Consider the following 21,120-nt stretch of genomic DNA (forward strand, 5'->3'; position numbering starts at 1 on the left):
TTAATCCACCTTAACTCGGACTTTACCGGTGAGGAGATCTTGCATTAAGGCTTTTTTAAGTATTTGCTGAGATGATAAACGTTCAATAGAAACTCGAAGGTGATTATTCACGCTAGTAATACTGTTAACTATGATTTCTTGCTCCGTAAGAGAAGGGACTACACATGGTATAGATTTTAATATTGCTTGAGATATATTTGTTTGTGACGATGCCAACCCTGAAATACGATTTGCCATAAAACGTTGCGCAAAAGTACCTGCCAACCAAAAAGATAAAAAGCTTTCGTGTATTGTTTCTTTAGTCGTTAAACGAATAATCTTATCTGATAACATCACTTTTTCAGGAACTGACTCAACATAAGAAACCACTCCAACTCTGTCCGCAGGACCAGCCCTAGTAATCAAAATATTATTACTTTTCACTTGAATTTCCGGTCTTGGTTCTAATGAAGCAGGTAATTTCTTATTAGCTAGGTAGTTAAAACCATCCCAAGATACTGCGGTTGTTTTTAAAATACACCAATCCCCAGAATCAGCTTTTTCTGTTTCACATTGCGGACTCCACCCAGATTCCATGACATTCAGTAACGTATCTAACTCAACAACCTCCCACCCTTTCGGAATCCTACCCACAGGGGAATCTTTAAACTCGGTATGAGGCTTGCCATCTACGCCGACACCGCAAGTCAGCAGTTCTTGCATCATGGCGGTTTTGAGATCTTTAAGCTTATCGATTTGCGCTTGTGTTTTTTCAATCACTTCATCAACGGAAGTGAGGATTGCTGCGATTTTCTTTTGTTCGGGGAGTGGGGGGAGTAAGGTTTGGGTTTCTTCAATACGAAATAATGCTAATTTTGGCACTCCACCACCGGTACCTTTAGCTTGATTAAACGAATGTTGCGGCTCATCACTATTCAAATAATATTTAAAGTAACTTTTATTGCTTTGGCATTGTTGTTTAAAAACAATTTTAGCAGCATTTTCTGTAAGTAAAGCACCATCTAAGTTGTTCGGAACCTCACCAACTAAACCTAATGTTCCAGCAATGGAAATATATAAATCATTTGAAGAGATAACATATCTTTTTATTTTATTTCTTATCGATTCATCGACAAAGCGTAAATCACGTTGATCAATACCACCATTCTTAAAATCAGTAACCCTGATGTACGGATACTCTGTCTTATTTTCTGAAAATGTTTCTCCTTTGGGTAGCCTCTTCCCTCCTTTAACGAAGGCAATATCACCAATAGTTTCTATAGCCCACCCCTCTGGCACTACATTACTCATAACCCAACTCCTTCAAGTAACCTTGCATCACTTGCTCGGCATCTTGCACTTGTTGGTCTAACTCATGTAGTGATACTTGGTATTTATCCCACCAGCGTTCCAGTTGAGTGATCACCTTGCTATCCACTTCGGTGTCGGCTGGGGCATGTTGTAAGATAAACTCACGAAGCGCTTCTTTTGATTCAATTTGCGGTTTAAAGGCGTAATAGCGCTCGTCAGTGTTAGGCATGTCCTGTGTATCAAAGACCAAAGACACATCAAAATCCCCTAAGATCTCTTCGCGGACATAATCTTCTTCCACTTCACGCACTGGCACGCCGCCGTGTAAAATCGCGCGCACATCAAAGATTTCTGCCGGTGGTGAGGTATCGGCATAACGACGAATGTTTAAGTTAAAATCATTGGCTTCGATTTCCGCCAGTTCCACCACTTTGGCGTAACGTTTAATGTCTTGATAGCCATCAAAAGCGGCGACAATTTTGTCTAAATCTTGCTGGCGCAGAACGTTTTGGTTTTTGCCTTCTTGATAATCCAACTCAGCATTAATAAACAACACCTTTCCTTTACGCTCAGCAGATTTGTTCTTATTGATGACAAGCAAACAAGCCGGAATGCCAGTGCCATAGAACAAGCCCGACGGCAAACCAATCACGGCTTCTAATAAATCGTCTTGTAAAATGCCCTGACGGATCGCTTTTTCACTTGAGCCACGGAACAACACCCCATGTGGCATCACCACGCCGACCATGCCTTCTGCGTTGGTACTGGCGATCATGTGTTGCACAAAGGCTAAATCACCGGCATCTTTCGGCGGTGTACCATAAGGGAAACGCGCAAAACCATCGCTATCGCATTCTTCCTTGCCCCACTTTTTTAGTGAGAACGGCGGATTGGCGATCACGCGGTCAAAGGTCATTAACTCGCCGCCTTGGGTATGCTTAGGCTCGCGCAAGGTATCGCCCTTACGAATATCGGCACTTTGTACCCCATGCAAGAACATGTTCATCTTACAAATTGCCCAAGTATTTAGGTTCATCTCCTGACCGTATAAAGACAGGTTAGCAACATTGTCACCTTGCGATTCAAGATAGCCACGGGTTTGGATTAACATACCGCCCGAACCTATGGTTGGATCGTAAATACGCATTCCGGCACGAGGTTTTAATAAGGTAACTAATAGTTTTACCACTTCCGATGGCGTATAGAATTCTCCGCCTTTTTTCCCTGCGCTGTCGGCGAACATTTTGATCAAGTATTCATAAGCCGCGCCTAACATATCTGGGCGTTCGAAATCTTCATTGCGGAGGCGATATTGGCTAAAGTGGGATAACAAATCGCGTAACTTGGCATCCGACAGTTTGTTCTTGATGTTGAAGTCGATGGTGACTAACACGCCTTCTAATGACGGGTTAAATTCTTCGATGGCTTCGGTGGCTTTGTTGAGGGTTTCACCAATGTTGTGTTTTAAATCTTTCAGCGCTGACCAACGGGCGTTTTCTGGCACATAAAAGGTGGTGTCGTATTCATCTTCGTCATTGGCCAACTCTTCTGCTTGTTCTTGGGTTTTGCCTTTGTCTAGATAATATTGCACCACGCCTTGCTGGGATTCTTCAAAAGCATCAGACAGGCGTTTTAGGAATAACATGCCAAAGATGTAATCTTTATATTCAGAGGCATCCATATTGCCACGAAGAATATCGGCGGTTTGCCAAAGGAAAGATTCAAGCTGTTGCAGGGTGATTTTCGCGCTATTGGTCATGTGGTTGTCCATTTCAAAGCTGAAAGGCTTGGTGATAAAAAGCCAAAATAAACATCTATACCCTTTTGTTTAGGTATAACATCGATATTAGGGTGGCGTGCGACTGTTGGCGTCGCAGTAAAACCTTTTAATTGTTAGAGATTCTACGGTGATGCTAGAAGGGTGACAATAGAGATATGATGAAACAAATGGTTATATCAATTTATCGAAATGATAAGTGTTCGATTGGCTTTAAGCATGGCCATTTAAAAGCCAATAACCATTTGAAGTAAATAACTTATTTTCAATAGTTTATTAATCATCATCAGAATGACGCTGATCCCATTTGTAAGCATAGTAAAGCATCAAAGCGGCTCCTATCATGAGCCCACCTAAAGCAATGAGAAGTGGTACAAATCCATTGGCTAGGTTTATCGTAATCATACATTCCTCCGAAAGATAATCATTTTGCTGTGGTACGTCAGGAAAAGCCACGCAACCAACGCTACACTGTCACTTAAAGTCTGATTAGGATATGACTGTGTTTACGTTTAAAAATAGCGGATTTATTCACAATGTTCGACAAAAATAAAACGCGATCAACGTTTAGGATAAGCGACCAAGTTTAGTCATTTAATTCCCCTCAGTTTCCAGAGTTCGTTTAACATCAACTTACTTTCTTTTATTTTCGCTCTAAATGGCCATGTAAGCACGCTACTCACCTTCACAGCTGTAACACCTCAACATTTCAATTAAACACTCTCAGTTGGCCATTTTGGGGTGTTAAAATGGCATTAATACGGTGTGGTTTAAGTATTTTGTTCTATTCCCTAAATAACTCGCGGTCTGAAGTGCTTTTCTAGCGTCGAGCACTTTGTGAGATTTCTCACCATGACGAAAGAATACAAAGCATCAATCTGCAACCCTATTTTTGCTCATCCCAATAAAAAATTCAGTCTGGTTTTTCTGAATCCATCACTAGTGCAAAATTGAAAATGACAAACTAACAAAACAAGCGAATTGCTCACTTCCCCATCAACGTCGTATTTGATTTTCTGTTTCTTACAATCGCAATCCATTACTTCCGTGGTTTTCAGTTTTAACTCAGCTACATGTCCTTGGTATGTTCGAGTCTTAGTTTTCAATTGCGATGACTTAACTTGAACATGACTTCTCATGACCAACACTAACCAAGTAAGTTCTTTACGTTCCGTAAACAGTGAATTAATCCTTGTTCATTGCGTGGCTCTATTTTTGATTTGCTTAAAAATGTGCACGACGTTGTTTGTGATAACCATTCATAGTTCTGGAATAAACATTTCAATAGATTCAACGAGGGATGGTGAAAGCAATTCGATAAATCAAATTAATGTCCGTAACTATGTAAATTGCATTCTTGCTCCACCCACAGAAATTTAACTATTGAATACATCCTAGTATTTTAAATTTCAGATCACTGTAGTCACAATTCACACCACTCTACCAATGACAAAACATTCACTCCCTTTAAGCCCAGTTAAAATTCACCGTTTAGATCAAATGAGTTTTATCTTGACGTAGTCAATCCATATCCAATACCAAAACACTCTAATATCTCTCTTAGCTGCATAAAAAGTATCGAAACTAGAACAAAAAACCAGGAGGCAATCTCCATTCTCAAGTTAAATTTTCACAATCAAAAAAAACCAAAACATCGATGCTCATGTCACACGAACAATTAGGTTAAAAGTATCAACTTAAAAATGACAAACACATAACCAAAACCATTAACTGGTGCAGTTATGAATCACCACTAATCCCCGTACATGTTTCATTAACTTATTCGCGCAATAACTAGATAAGGAACTTTGCAATGAATCTACTTTTGATTTTTTAAAAGAAAAATGATTATTGAAACGCAAACTAATGCCTTGGTTGCATGATATGTATTTGCTTATAACAAAAACAATTTCACTCACATCTTCTTCACTTAGTCTGCATACACATGCATCAAAAAACCTTTGGCGTTACGGATCTACTTTGAACCATTGCAAATTAAATTACAGATTGTTGAGCTAACGTTTTTCAAAATGGGATGGAAGAAAAAAATGCTTAACTTTCGTTGTTTTCACCTAGCCATTCGCTCTTATCCAGATTTAAATTCAGGGATAACTTCAAACACCTAAAGAGCACATTCTATTTTGCAATCACCAAGCAATAAAATTGAACATGGGAATTGATAAACTCTATCCATCATCACAAAAATTAAATGCACTGAACCATGCATAAAAAATGAAGCATCAAGATTGAGAAAATCTAACGGAAGCTATCTTAATTTTGCAATAAAACTCAAACCACATTACTTCACCGAAGTGTTACTACTAAACACGTTCAAAATATTAATATGCTTCGTGTTCATTTTTTATATCTGACTGCTAATTGACAGGAACTGTTCTGATGATTTTATAGACGCATGGGACATGTTGTAAATCACATCAATTCGATTACCACTTTCTCTTGTAGAATAATGCTTAAAAATTTTCTTTTGTTTTCTCATTCCCTTTTTATCGCAAAAATCTTTCTAAACAGAGCATATCGATGCATGCCTATTTAACTTTTATTTAAATAATTAAATTTAAATAGGGTCGATTTGAACAATTTGACACTTTGATTTGAGCAATTTGACACTTTGATTTGAGCATTTTGACAGTCGACTTGAGCAATTTGACACTTTGATTTGAGCATTTTGACAGTTGATTTGAGCAATTTGACACACGAGAAAATTTTAATTTGATAGCTATTTGATAATTGATTTGAGCAATTTGATACTGACGATTTGAACATTTTGATAGTTGATTTGAGCAATTTGACACTCGTTGCAATGTGTTTTGATAGCAGATTTGAACATTTTGACAGTTACTTTGACATTTTGACAACCAATCGACGCTCAAAAAAACACCACTAACGACCTACTAAAAAGATATAACCAAATTAACCAAGTACGATATTCGTCTATAAAACAGAACTAACTATACGATAAAACAAGATCGGCAAGGACTAAATTTTGCGGTTACATCATAGATAAACATGACTTAAATCCATTATTTTTTCACAATTTCATAGCCAATGAACACATCATATTGGATAACTTTATTCCGTTTTTTTTTGCAAAAAACATCACCGTATAATCACAAGAAAACATTCATAATTTGAATGATTTTTCGTCATGATATTTTCATAGAATCGCAAACAATAAATGCAGAAATGCACGTCGTTGCTTGCCTTAATTCGTTCGAAGCATACAATTTTTTCTCATGTGAATAGTAGGAAGAAATACCATAATATCCTCTCACCATTTACAAAAGTAGAAGCCATAAAAGAAGATGTTTTTCTATATTATTTTAAACACTATCACGTCATTTTTTCGTACAAACACTCCAAACTCATCGTCCAACAAAGATGACAAACTTGCATTTCCTCGACAGAATCCATCTAATGCCTTCAAAATATTTCTGAGCATTCTTTACCATAAAAGTAGGCATCAACGACCACCACTTAGAACATGAATACTCTCAACAACTTTTTAGAAAACACTCCTTTGTCAAGTACATAAATCCTCGTGATAATAGCGAAAGTTTACACATCAACTTTCGCTCAAGAATGTTGAAAACGTTAAGAGGTCGAAGACTAAAAAAACTGTTTACACTCTCCCTTAAATTTCAGCCATACAGAGCTAAATTTTGAAACTATTGTTACTTTCATCGACTTAAAAATAATTGTATTCACCGTTTTATTTTGCGACAAAGAAGGGGGGAGATTAAGCACAACGTACCAACAAAAAAAGCAAGGTGAATTCACCTTGCCTTTGTGTTTTTCTACAAATAATTTAAGCCGCATACCAACCAACACTTCTGCTTCCTCTAACACAAGCTTAATCGCTTCTTCAGCAGCATCTGGTGGGTATTTCCATTTGCGTAATAATCAGCGTTCAAGGTTACGCATACGAGCTCAAACGCTTTCCCGTTTCTGCCAATCTACCGTCGCAGATTTACGTAATTGTTGAGCCCATTCAATGACGAGTTGACGCAAATTTTCATTACCTAATTCACGAACGGATGACTCGTTTTCTACCAAGGCACGATAAAATATATGGAAAAAGATAATCATTGTGGCACTTGTAGGGTTATTGAGTAACACACTTCGAGGCATTTTTGATTCAGATGGATTTGTAGTTAATTTTAGTTAAGGGATCAACTCCATTTTTGCTGCCACAGTAGCTGGTAATTCCTTCAACAACCTGTGCGTAGTACGATACATTTTAATTACATCACCAAAAAGGTGTAGCATATCTCGAAAACTCCCCCCATCACCACTCTGCTCAATGTAAGCGAAAGCAGAATGAAATACTTCTTCGTCAGGATCTATTAGCTTCTCCTCTAGAAAGGTTACTAATTCGCCAATGTGAGTACAGTAATTAAGCGCCTCAGCAACACGGATGTATCTGTTCGTGCATGTGTGTAGAGGTCTAACAGTGGGTGCTGTGCTAAACCAATTTGTTTGTAGACCCTTTGAGCAGACGGCTCATTATTTATCTCTTTTATTTGATCAAACATATCCGAAGCTCGCTGCCCGATCGATACCAGCTCAGACAACAGTATTTCAGCATCAGTATCTGTGTAACTCATTAATTTAATTTGGTTTCTCCTTGTATCAATGTTCATGTGTGGTGCAGAGCAGTATGATGAGTATATTACACCACTAAATGTGGCTGAGATAATTCACGAAACAAGTAGTTTCACAATTGGCCAACAGCTAATGGCATAAATAAATCTCATCACAGTTACGTGCGTTATCAACATTATAAGTTACTGGATGCCAATCGGTGACTTAGTGAAGGCTTGAGCCTAGTGCCGTGAAAGTTGCACGCTGGGTTCTTAAAGCGACGACACTTGGTAACAGATGTCGTCTACTCTACATTTTCGATTTAGGAATGGCAGCGTATCAACTGTGATCGCAGCCATTTTAGTATCTACATACTTTTGGTTCGACCCCGAAATCAACTTCGACAATTGTCCCATAGCTATTTTTACCGAAGGATTCCCTGAATCAAAAAGGTTCTCTATATCATCACATTTAGGCAACCATTCGGGAGATGGTTTCCAATTTAACTCTGCAAATTCACAACCACGGACATGTATTAACCAGGAACGCAAAAGAGATTCTGCAATTTCAATTTTTACAATATGGCCTTCCTTTGTTAAGAAGGTACAAACAACTGATTAATACTCAACATCATTATTCATTTGTTGGAGCTCTTTAATTTTGTCTAAAAATGCCTTATCAGCCACCTCACTTTCATCACCTTCCCCTGCTGATTGACGCTTAATAATCGCTCTTTCAACTTTCTCTGCTTGTTCATCTTCTTCAAAAACGCGATATGCAGCAGCCAATGATTTAAGCTCATTGATTGTTAAAGGCTCATCCCCAGTTAGACGCTTTGTTTCAAGCTTAGTAATAATTTTTTTAGCATCTTCAAAATTCAGAACTTCAACAGGGTTTTTAACGTTTATCCACGTATAAAGAAACTCAACAGAGTGTACATTACGGCCATGTTTATGCAGCTTGATACCCAGGCCATCAGGAGATTCATGAAACATGATCTCTTTTTGAGTTTTAGGATCGTTACTAAGCTCGATGATGCTTTCTCGAATGCAGCGAGTAATAAACACGCCATTGTTTGAGAATGAGCTCTTATTCTTTTTAATATCCCCTTTCTCGTCCAGAATGCCCATATAAGCCTTTAGCGCTTCAACTTCCATTAGGTTGAGCTTCTTATCGCCTTTAAAGCGAGAAAGTATCTCATAGAGGCGTTTGGTGTACTCTCGCTTCAATCCTAAGTAGCTTTTGGTATTAATCAGTGAAAAGCCTTTGTTGTATTCCACGTACTCCTTCGCTAGAGCATCGTTAGGCACTAGCGTCAAAACACGATCTTTGTATTTGGCTTTTTTAAATAGAGGGGTGAACTCAAATTCTGTATCCCCTTTTGATTCTTGGATGATCCCAATTTTTCTAGAGGATAGGCGGCTAACCACATCATTAAGTTGTGAACCAATCGCTCGATTATTCAAACCAAGCCAATCAGAAAGCTGCGCTGCAGTGAAAGTATACTCGGGAGTATTACCTTCCCAGTCTTCAGGGCGCATGTTAGCTATCATTAAACCAAACAAGTTTGCTTCCCTAGCCGTCAAATCTTGTTGTGAGAATACGAGCTGATGCCCTTTCTTTATATGGGTTGGTAGATTTTTAGAATTCATCGTTAACTCACACGTTTGTTTGCTACAAGCAAACATTCTTGTACTTATGCTCAAAATATACTCACACATGAAACGTAAAGCAAACAAACGTGTAAATTATGAAGTTAAATCACAGAATTATTTGCTCAATAAGGCTATCAAAGCCTAAAAGTTGTCTTCAATATGAAAAAGCAAACTTTCTTGTACACTTTAAGACAAGTAAATGATCAATAAGCAAATTTTCATGGCATCAAAGCAAACTATTTAGGTGGTAAAGCAAATAAATCTGATCCAAAAGCAAACGAATATGATCTTACTGCAAACCTTTTTGATCTAAAAGCAAACAAACCTGTCGTTTAATTAAGATAAAAGCATTTAAAATCAACAAGATAAAACTGCTATAGATCTCTTAGTCTTTTAGTCTAGTTAGATCTTTAGATTTGTTAGTTATTAATAGATCTTTATAGTGTGTGTGGATAAGTGAATAAATGCTGCAACCTCAACCAACAAACCTTCATACAATGTTTAAATCGACAAAATTGTTTGCTGAAAATAAGAAAAGCAAACAAACATGTAAAACAGGCTCTAAACTTACAAAAAAGTTTGCTTATAACAATAAAAGCAAACTTTTTTGTTAACTACTATAGATCCTATTTTAGGTTCCAAGTTTCGCTTCATGTAGATAATCAAACGACAGAATGAACGTTGTTTGTGAATATTGGTGGCTTGGTTGAGCCACCGATTGAGGGAGGAACGAGCGAAGAGGTTCGCGAAATAAAGCAGGAATAGCTACATCATCGGATTATTAACACGATATTTCATTACTTTTCATTATTTGAATTTGCATAATCCAACAAGCATTTTTCTAACTTATCCAGTTTCTTCTCTAAAGGAGAGGCGAATAAAGTCAGTAAGCCAATGACCAATGAAATACCCCAAAAAATAAAGATAACGCTCATAGTTATAACCTTTCGCCATCAAGACACAATAAGTAGTGATACTATACCTTTCAAATTTGAAAAACACTAACACCTCACCACCGGTATATCCCCCCACTTTGTCGTGTACTGAGGCGTTAACCTTTCTCGTCTCATTGCCCACTTTTCAACCGTACCTTGTGCTGCCACAAACAACGAATCCCTACCATAACGTTGGTTCAAGCCATCTAATACTTTCATCAATCTTGGGTCGTCAGGGTTGGGATTCAGCCAATCAATTTGCGCATGTTTGCCATCAATTAAATCAACCAGTCCAACACCGACTTTGTAATATCGCACATCTGGCTTAAATATCTGCTCTGCAAGCTGTCTCACCGCCTGGGTAATGACGGTTGTATCTGAGGTAGGATAAGGAAAATGATGTACTGCCTTACTGCTGACTGGGATTGCATCAAAAGGTGAACTTGATGCAAAACACATAATTACTTTACATAAGGATTGTTGCTTTCTGACTTTAGCGGAGGCAATGCCAACATGCTTACTTAAGGCTTGCTGTAAGGTATCTAAATCCGTGATACGAGTGCCGACACTGCGCGTTGAAAAAATCTGTTTCTTATCCGCACGTATCGCATCCCACTGTTTACAAGCTTGGCCATTTAATTCTCGAACCGTGCGTTCCAACTCTACATTAAAGAATCGCTGTGCTTTCATGGGGTCATAGCACGCTAAATCATAAGCGCTTTTAATGCCCATAACATTGAGCTTTGTCGTTAATCGTCGCCCAATCCCCCACACTTCAGAGACAGGAACATGCTTTAAAATATGGATACGTTCAGCGTCTGAATCCAGCACACAAACACCTTGATAGCCCTGTATTTTTTTTGCTTCATGATTGGCAAGTTTTGCTAAGGTCAGTGTCGCCCCCATTCCTACACACACCGGTAAACGACATTCTTTCCATACGGATTTACGGATCAATACGCCATGCGCACGTAAATCTGGGATCGCTTGTTGGCAGTGTCTCAAAGATAAGAATGATTCATCGATGCTGTAGATATGCTGCTCAGGTGCAAAGCGCCCAATCACGGTCATCATTTTGGCTGATAAGTCGGCATATAACTCATAATTGGACGATAAAGCCACGACGCCCTTACGTTCACATAATCTTTGCACTTCAAAAAAGGGCTTAAACTTGGGGATGCCGAGCTCTTTTGCCTGGCGGTTAGCCGCGACGATACAACCATCGTTATTCGATAGAACAACGATAGGCTTGCCTCGCAAATCAGGCCGGAATACTTGTTCCGCACTACAATAAAACGCATTGGCATCGACTAAAGCGAACATTTAGCACCAGGATACAGGTATGTGACAGCGTAGAGAGCAAATAACGACCCCCTCAACAGAAAACGAATCTAAATCATGAATCGAAATAGGCGCATAATCATCATTGGATGACAACAGTAACCCTCGTTGAGTGTTGATTCGCTTGCACACGAACTCGCCATTAAAGTTAGCTACAATAATGCTGTTATTAACCACATTCACTGCCCTATCGACGATTAAAATATCATCATCAAAAATGCCATCATCACGCATAGATTCTCCAGAGACGCGACTAAAAAATGTTGCATGGGGGTGCTTAATCAAAAGTGCATCAAGATCTAACCCTAGTTGAGAGTATTCCGAGGCTGGAGATTCAAAACCGGTTATACCGGCACTGACAGAAATTGGAGTGACTTTCATGGAAACACCTAAAAATAATACTGTATAAATACACAGTGTTATTTTTAAGGATATTGTTCGAAAACGCAAGGAGAAACTAATTTCTCATTACAAGGAGTGAAGTTTGATTGTTATTTGATCTACACTTACTAATAAAATTAACAGGGTAAGGAAGCTATATGGTACGTACGGTCACTCCTCTAATATACTTAGTTACCTTTTTTGCCTACTCATCAGAGCCAATAACATTTGGAATCAGTGACACAAAAAAATCAATCATGGAGATTTCAGCAGAAACACTCAATAGTTACCATGAGGATTCCTTTTTTAAACGCTTTTTCCCAGTAACAAGTCAAATTAATTTTTATCATTGGAAAGCTACTGAAGATGATAATTTTATTTACTTACCAGGACAGACCTATTTTCCAGATGATCCGCATTGCTGCCCTACAGATTTATTATTAAAAGTAGATAAAAAATCACATCAATTGCTATCGGTAGAAATACCGAGAGAGAAAAACAAGAACTATGATTACCGTTCTCCTTAATTGAGTGGGAGTGTGGTTAACTTCATCTATGAATAGTTCCCTCCTCAGAGAAAGTCGAGCATCCTGTCTTAAATAAAGGAAAGATAAGAAAATTTGAAATGATGTGGTGAAGTGTGTCAATCGAAGATTGTCCACTTATCCACATCAACTATAAGATCTATTTAATACTATTAAAACTATAATATCTATGTGAGCTATAAAAACTATAGCTATTGTAAGTTGTTGTTTTAAATTAACTTAAATGGGTTTTGTGATCACATTTTAGGTGGGTTGATCACATATTTTAGGTCTTGATGATCACATAGTAGGCTTCTTTGATCTTAATTTAGGTATGTTGATAACACTTTTTAGGTGTTTGTGATCATTTATTAGGTGTTTAGATGACACAATTTAGGTAATTAATGGTTTTGCTGATGACAAAACCATTTTTTTGCTACCTTTGACCTAAAAAGTGTTATGAATGCAACTTTTTTAGTGAGTAGATAACATAATTTAGGTATATACACCTAAAAAGTGTAACCTAGGTCTCAGTAATCTGGGTTGTCGTTTATCTCAATGAGAGTATTAATTTTTTCTAAAACGGAGTCCACTTCCACTTCTTCTTGCTGTGGCTCTATGATTGCTTGGCGTTTTGCTAAGCTTTGGTCCACTTTATCTGCATACTCATCTTTGCCTAAGTATCGGTATGCCATTGACAGCTTGATAAGTTCTTCATCAGATAGGCGTTCTTTATGCTGTAAGCGCTTTAGTTCAAGTACTTGAATCGTGTTTTTAACATCGTGTAGATTGAGCTCTTCAACGTTACCTTGTTTAAGCCAACGGAATAAGAATTTTATCTCTACGATACGATTCCCCTTCTTGATAAGTTCAAAGCCTTTATCGCCATTGCTACTTTCTAAAAATAAGAGTTCTTTTTTGATTGTTGGGTGCTTAGAAAGTTCTTCAATACTGTTACGAATACAACGTTTCATGAACACACTGTTGTTTTTAAAAGAACTTTTATCTTTTTTAAGTTTTCCAGCCTCATCAAGTAAACCAAAAACACCTTTCAAATCATTCAGTTTTTGAGGGTGCATTTCAAAACCTTGGTCTTTAAAGCGGCTTAATAATTCATAGAGTCGCTTTGAGTATTCTTTATTAAGATCAAGAAAGTTATGTGTATTGATAAGCGCAAACCCTTGATTATACTCAATGTACTCGGCTTTAAGCATATCGTTCGGCACCATCGTTAACACGCCGTTTTTGTATTTTATATTTTTGAATAAAGGGCGGTAATCAAATTCTACCTCTCCCCTACTCGTCTCTATTTTTATCCCAACTTTATGGCTGGCAAGTCGGTTGGCCACTGGGCTTAAGTTACTGCCTATGTGTTTAGAATTGATACCGAGCCATTCAGAAAGTTGATGTGATGTGAACTCATAATGAGGGGTGTTTTTATCCCAGTCGGTAACTTTCATGTTAGCAATCATGAGAGCAAAAAGGTCAGCTTCTCGTGCAGACAAGTCCTGTCTGCTAAATACAAGCTGATGCCCTTTCTTTATGTGTTTTGGTAGCTTGTCGCTTACGACTGGGTAATATAAAGAGTGATCTTCCATTCTAATAATCCAAATGACAGAATTTAGGTGATAATAACAGAATTTAGGTAGTGACACCTAGATTTTGTTATCTAGTTGGTATCTCTATCACCTGGATTATTCAGGCTGAATATTGACAAAAATATTCGATGTAAACAGGAGTTAACCTTTAAAGTGGTGTGTGTTTGGTTAGCTACTGTTTTAAAGGAAGAAGGAGACTCATTGGAATCTATCGTCCCTACCCTACTCCTTAAGTAAATTTGTATACTATTTTTAATTCGATGATTATTTGTGAACCCGGTAGTAGTAACGTTGAATAGCTTTGAAGCAACTGCCTGAGAGGTATAAAGAATCATAGTGAACCAAATTAGGTTTTGACAGAATTGAGTCAGTAGCTTTATTAATTGATAAATAATTAAAGGTATTGATAAGTTGCTTAGTGAAGCGTCCAATCTTGTTATCACTATCGTTCAATATTCGAGACAGCAACGTCCAAATATAAAGGACTAACAAGCGGCAAATTCAGCCTGAGGTATTACAACACTCATGCGTGCGAAATCATGGGGAATGATAATGCTATAAAAAAGTCATAGACTAGGTATGCCTGTCAGATGATAACGGATAGTCATATAACGGCGTCGTTGATCCTCAAACTGATCTGACTATTGAGCTAGTAAACCAACTATAAGTAACTTATATTGCACTTATAGTTAATTTTTTAGATAGTCATCATAAAAGTGAATTATAGTGAACTTATAATAAAAGAGGAACCTAACAGTTATAAAAGTACATTAAAAGGCACTTATGAAAAAAGGTAAGATGGTAAAGGCACAACCTATGCCTGATTTGAATACCGAGTTCAGTATGGAAGCGCTGGGGAGCGCCATTCGCTCAAAGCGCACCGATAAAGGTTGGCGTATTGATGATCTCGCTTTAAAAGCCAATTTATCTCGTAGAACTGTCATGAAGGTAGAAAAAGGCGATACCAGTGTCACCTTTGCCAATATACTCGTCCTCATGGATATCTTAGGGCTGTCGTTACGCCTTGTCGACTTGAACCTATTTATTCGTCCACAGAGCCAAATAATCTCCCAAGATGAAAACAGTGTGCGAAGCAATGAGGACGGTTGGTATGAGTAAGTTACAACAGTTAGACGTGTTTATCGGTACGAATACCAAGATTGGTCGTTTGATTCTTCCTGTCGGAACAGAAGCAGAGTTCTCATCCATCTATGAAAATGAATGGAAACACATTGGTTTCCCGATTTCTCCACATATCCCTTTCGATGATCAGGCTTCACCACGTAGTATCGAAAACTATCTCAGAAATCTCCTTCCTGAAGGTGAAGCTTTTGAGGAGATGATACAAAACACTACTATCTCCAAAAGCAATACGTTCGGACTGATTCGTAAGCTTGGTGCGGAAACATCAGGCGTATTATCTTTTCGAGCTCCAGGCTCAGAGCCTCAGGATACCAGCTTTAGACCTGTACCTGATGATGAGCTAATAGAACAACTAGAGCGAAATCTAGCGCAACTAGTATATTGGGACGGCAAGGTTCGCCTTTCGGTTGCTGGAGTTCAAAACAAGTTAAACCTACTTTAGCGCGGTAATGAGTGGGGGTTTGGTGAAGGCAAATTAACTTCAGACTACATTCTGAAGTTTGAAAGCGGTAAAGCACCGTGCATTGCTGTTAATGAGTTCTTCTGTATGACATTAGCCAAGCTAGCTGGTTTGGATGCCGCTAATGTTGAGTTAACTCGTATAGGGATGACTAGGACACTGATAATAGAGAGGTTCGATCGTTCCTATATCGAAGATCGTGATGTCGTTCAACGAAAACATGTGATTGATGGTTATCAGGCGACTGACTTACCTCCTGGTTACAAATACGAGCGTCAGAATGGGGATGAAGGCGATGGCGTATATATGCGTGATGGCGTTTCTTTCCCACGTCTACTTAACGTCAAAACCATAGACACGGTAATCACTAACCTAAAGCTTACCCAATGGATGCTCTTTAATCTAGCAACGCTAAACTACGATGCTCATGGTAAAAATATTAGCTTTTTCGTGATCCCTAAAGGTCTTGAACTGGCCCCTTTTTATGATTTAGTAAACATAGAAGCTATCGCTCAAGAGGGAGCAAAGCACAACTCACGAAGCGGTAAATTGTCTAGTCATGATGGGCGTGCCGCCAGTATTCCTCAATATTTTGCCATGTCGATTGGTGATTGGGATAGTGAAGACTTTCAAAATCCGCCGAAAGGTAACTTTCAATCCCCTATAACCAGCTATGATTTAGCTGAGTTCGGCGCTCTGCTGGGCTACTCAGGCACAAAAATGGCTTCCATAATGGTAGAAACCGTTAGTGCTATAAAGAATGCCCTGAAAGAAACAATTGGACTTACCGAAGCTCAAGGAATTGATGATAGAGAGCGTGAACACATAGAACTATGTGTATCACTCATCCAAACAGAATGTGAATACTTGCTAGCGCAAGCCGGCAGTGTGCCAGAAATGAGCGAACTTCTTTAATGGTAACTTCAACGAAACCTAGATTATTTGTCATTATTCAGGCTGAATATTGACAAGGAAAGTGACATGAAGATGCATCATTTTGTTATTGTTCATGACACAACTAATGCTTTAATTTGGCTATGATAGTTATGTATTGTTGTGAAAATCTGGATATTAGGCTGAAATAGTGGATGGTAGGGGAGAAATTCGATTCATTCACATAAATTAGTTTATTCTTGAGCGGGTACAAAAAATAGATTCCCAAAATGAAAAAGACATGACAAATGATTGAGCTGTTGAGAAGAGCAACTTACAACAGACACATGAGTTTGTTGATACCCCAAATTGACGGTTTGATTTTTCTTAATGGTATTAAAGTAGAATTTTTCTTCGTCGATTAACATAGTTGGAACAGGTTGGTTTTCCTATTTCACCACATATTCCTTCCTCAATACTCATGGTTTTCCACGTAGCACCGAGAACAAGGTCAGCTTCTACTTGAAGTAGGGGGCTAGACACATAAAGCTATGTTTATCTCTCATTCTAAAAGAGAGTGAATATTTATCATTATTCAGGCTGAATATTGACAAGAGTTAAACGTAAAGTATCCAAAAATCGATACTTAAATAAGAAAGTGTATCAGTAAAGTGATACGATGTTACTGTGTTCCTCTAGATTAGATATTAATTATGGCTAAACATCTACATTCTCAGTATTTCGTAAAATCCATTGCAATTAAGCAGTTAAAGGAAAAAGTGAATAGTTTAATTGGCTTAAGGTTGCCGACAATGCCCAAACAAGGTTGGGTTCGCACTATTCGTGAAGCACTAGATATGTCAGGAGCTCAACTAGGGGCTAGGTTAGGTATATCTCGTAATAAAATTTCGATTCTTGAACGAAAAGAAGCAGACGGCAGCATAACAATAAATCAATTAAAGCAGTTAGCATCAGGCGTAGATTCTGAGTTGCTCTATGCCATTGTACCGAAACAAACAGTGGAACAAACCATAGAAGAACGAGCTTATGATTTGGCGAAAAATTTAGTTGATATTACTAATCAACATATGTTTTTGGAAATGCAGCAACTAAGTCCTGAAAAACAAAATGAAATGATTAGGTTATTGGCTGATGAAATAAAACAATCAGGTGGTCGGGCGCTGTGGAAGTCTTAATAAAAGTAATGATTATTAGTATAGAGAGAGCATTGAAATAAAACTGAGGCTTTTTTAATGAAGTCTCAGTTTATTATCTAAACTTAATTATTGTGATTACTTATTATTTTAGTTATTGCCTGATCCAACTCATCTTGAACCTTCTTCGGCAATCTTCCAAACTCATACGAGAAGTTACGGCCTTTCACGCGCTTACGTGCAAACACGCCTTTGGTCTCGAACTCTGCTAATGGGGTGACTTCAGCTTTGTCTCTTTCTTGCTTAGCTTCGGCTATTTTTAGCTCAGCTTTGATCGCTGAAAGTAGGGCGTCTTTTTGCTCTTCTACTGAATATTCAACCTGAATATTGACAAGTTTTTTGTCAATGGTTTTGATAAATGATGTTAAAGAAGCCTTATCACTAAAGGCTTTTATGACTTTATCAAGAATAGAATAATCCTGATGAGATAGGGCATTAGTGACAGGGAATAATGCCACTAATTTTGAATCGATATTTGCAGCTTTCATTGCCTTACTGACGCCAGCTTGGCTTAACCCTAGTTCTTGGGCAAGTTCAGCTTGAGTAATATCAACGTTAGCTTTTTTTAGCGCAAGGCACTGCATACCAATTTCACGCAAGTTGTGTTCTTTGGCCGTTTGTAACTGTTTGGCCAACGCTTTTGCGTCACTGGTTGATAGGGCATCTTTTGTAACCAAGATTTTAAACTGGTTTAGCTTACCATCTTCAAGTAGGAAACGTGCGCGACGACGAGAGCCATCCAGTACATCGATTTTTCCATCAACTTCATAACCTACGGCAGGGTAGAACTGTTGGAACTGAATAGAATCGAGATCTTGTAATGATTCTTTGGTGAGTAATGACTGATCACGGCCATTTACATCAAAGGTGACAAAGGTATTGTTCTTTACTTGCTCATAACTCAGTGTGAGTTCATGGAAGGTTGCTTTCTGGCCTGATGCTAATTCCCAGTCAACACTTTTGCCAACCGCTTCAATACCAAACTGCTTAGCGAGAAATGCTTCTACCGATTGACCACTTTTTTCAATCTCAGTAGAAAGCTGGCGAGATAGTGAGTCTATATTCACTTGAGTGGCACCTTGCTGTGCTTCTTGAGAGCCGACTGTGTTTCCTAGTGGGCTGATCGCTCCGCGCTTCTTCGCCATTATGCTTGCTCCTGTTCACGCCATACGCTGAGAATGTCACGCTGAATTTGACTTGTGACCTCGTAACTATTTTGTTGTGCTGTTTGAAAAGTAGATTTGCTTTTCGGGTACTCACTTTTTGACATATCAAACACGGTTGAGAGTAGTGAGGATGATTGTCTGATCGCTTCACTGTTTTTGAACTCTTTTGAGTACAAATAGGGTGCAAAGTGATCATAAAGGCTGTTCATCAGCTCGGTCGTGGTTGAGCTGTCTTTATGATTGGTTAGCAATATTTTCATAAAATCATAACCGGCATGGTCGGCATTTTTCAGTAATGCCCAGACCTGTGGAATGTAGCTAAAGTATGAACAGGTTGCATCGATGTCATTTTCTGTAATGGAGAGCGGAAAGACAACACTGGTAGCGGCATAGTAGGCATTGTAAGTAGCATAGCCAAGTGATGGTGGCGTATCGATGATGATGATATCGAACTCATCTTTAACCGTATCAATGATCGTGCTTAAAATAGAGTAAGGGGAGGGTAGTTGTTGACTGAATACTTGTTCATGGAACCAGCCTTCGATAGCTCTATCCGTTTGAGATGCCGGCAAAATTCGTAGGTTCGGTATAGTGGTAGGTAGAAAAGCCTCCGATACAGCCTGTTCGTAGGTTTCACCTTCATCTAAATCAAAGTTACGCATCATTAAATCACCAACGGATAAACAGCCTTCCTGGGCCGCTTCTGGTGCGTAATACATCGATAGGGTGGCTTGTCCATCCATATCAATTAAACCTACACGGTACTCTTGATGAAATTCCGTCGCTAAACCTGATGCAATAGTTGCGGCAGATACGGTTTTACCCACACCACCTTTTTGGTTCTGAATAACAATCACTTGTGCCGTTTGCTTACTACTACGTTCGAATTTAATTTCTTTACGTAAAGATTCAGGAAGCAGGGCGCGAACTTGATACATTTCTTCAATATCAATCGACCATTGAGAATCTTCATGACGTCGAGGATCAATTTCAGTACTGGCGACATACTTATCGAGTGTTTTAGCATCAATACCTAAATAGGTTGATGCTTCGGCTCGTGTGAAGTTACGCAACTCTTTGCGATGGTTCGCCAACAAGCGCAAGTTACGACGCTTTATGTATTGGTCAGCACCTTCTTTAAGTTGCTGAAAATCTTGTGTGGTGTGATTAGTATCCATTTCCGCCTCCATAGTGGAATTGGAAACAGTATATACCTTGTTTTTTGATGTCTCCAGTGATTATTGAGGTATTGATTGGTTTTTTTTGTGATGCTTAAACTAAACGAAGAGTGGTGGTAATAATGCATAGCTTTTATAGGAAATAGCGTAAATTGTGATCCTAATATATAGGAAGTAGCGTATTTTGATGTGTCAATATATAGGAAATAGCGTATTTGGAGGATAGCTAATCATCCAAAACTTCAAGATACAAGGGAAGCTTCCGATGCGAACCAAGCATTCTTTCTGGGAGAAAATACCTGCTCAGTAAGGTTTAAAAATCGGTTTTCAACGTCGAAAGCAACAATGCCGAAAAGGAGTCATAGATCAGATAGTAGTAAAGATACCTCCAAGAAAGCTAGTGATTCGGTCAGTACCAATGAACCTAGTAGTAATGGTGAAATATCTTGTGCAGATATGGGTGGAGGTATACAAGATTGTACTGATCAATCAGAGGAGTATGCCTCGCGTTTTACTGCTTTTAACATAATGGTACAAATGCTAGAGGAAAAATACGCCTGCACAATCATCGACTCTTACACTCATGAACTAGATCAGGTCGGGCGCAGCAAATGTCACTTGATTGAGTCTGGTGCAAAGAGAACGATCCGTTGCGTTGTCGTGGAGTTAAATGGGCATGTGAATTACTTGCTTGAAATTGATGTCACAGGGCTGAATAAATGGATTTCTACCAAATGCTTGCGACAGATTGATACTCGTAACTGGAAAGAGCAGTTTTCTCGAATTAAAAAAGGCGTGGTAACAAAGTCTCTTGGATGGCCAACACAAGAAATGGATGCCATGTTTGGCTTCAAAAAGCATATTGGTATATCTCACCCTAAGTCAGTAGAGGGGCACTCGACAGGTATTCCAACTGAATCTATCTTAGACTGGGCTGGGAGGGTTGCTGAGAAACTCTAGTGTTTTTAGCTATGTGGTTGAGG

14 protein-coding genes and 2 pseudogenes are annotated in these 21,120 nt (G+C 38.6%); 5 read left to right on the forward strand and 11 right to left on the reverse strand.

Annotated features, from left to right (window positions below; translation table 11 throughout):
• The 8 genes and pseudogenes from K358_RS18745 to K358_RS0101335 all read right to left on the reverse strand — a co-directional run bounded on the left by K358_RS18745 (position 1) and on the right by K358_RS0101335 (position 11,981).
• Complete coding sequence (locus tag K358_RS18745; protein ID WP_051241121.1) at positions 1 to 1,290, reverse strand: restriction endonuclease subunit S; 1,290 nt, start codon at positions 1,288 to 1,290, stop codon at positions 1 to 3.
• Entirely contained in the window at positions 1,283 to 3,049 is a 1,767-nt protein-coding gene (locus K358_RS0101290) for a type I restriction-modification system subunit M (protein WP_027695139.1), read from the reverse strand. Before K358_RS0101290 ends, K358_RS18745 begins: the two co-directional genes overlap by 8 nt.
• Before the next feature lie 294 nt (positions 3,050 to 3,343).
• Positions 3,344 to 3,472 carry a hypothetical protein gene (locus tag K358_RS19480; RefSeq protein ID WP_264298504.1) on the reverse strand — a complete coding sequence of 43 codons (129 nt, stop codon included), beginning with the start codon at positions 3,470 to 3,472 and terminating at the stop codon, positions 3,344 to 3,346.
• 3,438 nt (positions 3,473 to 6,910) lie between these two features.
• A pseudogene (locus tag K358_RS18905) lies at positions 6,911 to 7,153 on the reverse strand (type I restriction enzyme endonuclease domain-containing protein); the annotation flags it as partial.
• Positions 7,154 to 8,286: 1,133 nt separating this feature from the next.
• Positions 8,287 to 9,357: a replication initiation protein gene (locus K358_RS0101320; protein ID WP_038149444.1), complete on the reverse strand. Its 1,071-nt coding sequence runs from the start codon at positions 9,355 to 9,357 to the stop codon at positions 8,287 to 8,289.
• A gap of 764 nt (positions 9,358 to 10,121) precedes the next feature.
• The gene (locus tag K358_RS19145; RefSeq protein ID WP_156888664.1) at positions 10,122 to 10,259 is read right to left on the reverse strand and encodes a hypothetical protein; all 138 of its coding nucleotides are present in this window, start codon (positions 10,257 to 10,259) and stop codon (positions 10,122 to 10,124) included.
• 66 nt (positions 10,260 to 10,325) lie between these two features.
• Entirely contained in the window at positions 10,326 to 11,582 is a 1,257-nt protein-coding gene (locus K358_RS0101330) for a Y-family DNA polymerase (protein WP_027695144.1), read from the reverse strand.
• On the reverse strand, positions 11,583 to 11,981 hold the full coding sequence (locus tag K358_RS0101335; protein WP_027695145.1) for a LexA family protein: 399 nt from the start codon (positions 11,979 to 11,981) through the stop codon (positions 11,583 to 11,585). It abuts the gene before it with no gap.
• Between the two features lie 158 nt (positions 11,982 to 12,139).
• Between K358_RS0101335 and K358_RS0101340 the strand changes: the two genes are divergently transcribed.
• Positions 12,140 to 12,508, forward strand: a complete 369-nt coding sequence (locus tag K358_RS0101340) for a hypothetical protein (protein ID WP_027695146.1) — start codon at positions 12,140 to 12,142, stop codon at positions 12,506 to 12,508.
• Positions 12,509 to 13,035: 527 nt separating this feature from the next.
• Here the strand turns inward: K358_RS0101340 and K358_RS0101345 are convergent.
• Positions 13,036 to 14,103: a replication initiation protein gene (locus K358_RS0101345; protein ID WP_027695147.1), complete on the reverse strand. Its 1,068-nt coding sequence runs from the start codon at positions 14,101 to 14,103 to the stop codon at positions 13,036 to 13,038.
• Positions 14,104 to 14,886: 783 nt separating this feature from the next.
• Here K358_RS0101345 and K358_RS0101350 point away from each other — a divergent pair.
• The 3 genes and pseudogenes from K358_RS0101350 (at position 14,887) to K358_RS0101360 (ending at position 17,775) form a co-directional block, all read left to right on the forward strand.
• Positions 14,887 to 15,222 carry a helix-turn-helix domain-containing protein gene (locus K358_RS0101350; protein WP_027695148.1) on the forward strand — a complete coding sequence of 112 codons (336 nt, stop codon included), beginning with the start codon at positions 14,887 to 14,889 and terminating at the stop codon, positions 15,220 to 15,222.
• Positions 15,215 to 16,621: pseudogene (locus K358_RS17835) on the forward strand (HipA domain-containing protein). The gene K358_RS0101350 and the pseudogene K358_RS17835 overlap by 8 nt, the downstream one beginning before the upstream one ends.
• A gap of 671 nt (positions 16,622 to 17,292) precedes the next feature.
• Positions 17,293 to 17,775 (forward strand): mobile mystery protein A, encoded by a 483-nt coding sequence (locus K358_RS0101360; RefSeq protein ID WP_027695149.1) that lies wholly within the window; start codon positions 17,293 to 17,295, stop codon positions 17,773 to 17,775.
• Between the two features lie 83 nt (positions 17,776 to 17,858).
• Here K358_RS0101360 and K358_RS0101365 read toward each other — a convergent pair whose 3' ends face one another.
• Together K358_RS0101365 and K358_RS0101370 are read right to left on the reverse strand one after the other, a co-directional pair.
• Positions 17,859 to 18,938 (reverse strand): ParB family protein, encoded by a 1,080-nt coding sequence (locus tag K358_RS0101365; RefSeq protein WP_027695150.1) that lies wholly within the window; start codon positions 18,936 to 18,938, stop codon positions 17,859 to 17,861.
• A complete protein-coding gene (locus K358_RS0101370) occupies positions 18,938 to 20,137 on the reverse strand; it encodes a ParA family protein (protein ID WP_027695151.1) in 1,200 nt (399 codons plus the stop codon). The genes K358_RS0101365 and K358_RS0101370 overlap by 1 nt, the downstream gene beginning before the upstream one ends.
• Before the next feature lie 345 nt (positions 20,138 to 20,482).
• Between K358_RS0101370 and K358_RS17840 the strand changes: the two genes are divergently transcribed.
• A complete protein-coding gene (locus tag K358_RS17840) occupies positions 20,483 to 21,097 on the forward strand; it encodes a Tn7-like element transposition protein TnsE (protein WP_244875213.1) in 615 nt (204 codons plus the stop codon).
• The last annotated feature ends 23 nt before the right edge of the window (positions 21,098 to 21,120 follow it).

Origin of the sequence: Vibrio litoralis DSM 17657, from assembly GCF_000426765.1 — a bacterium.
Lineage (GTDB): Bacteria > Pseudomonadota > Gammaproteobacteria > Enterobacterales > Vibrionaceae > Vibrio > Vibrio litoralis.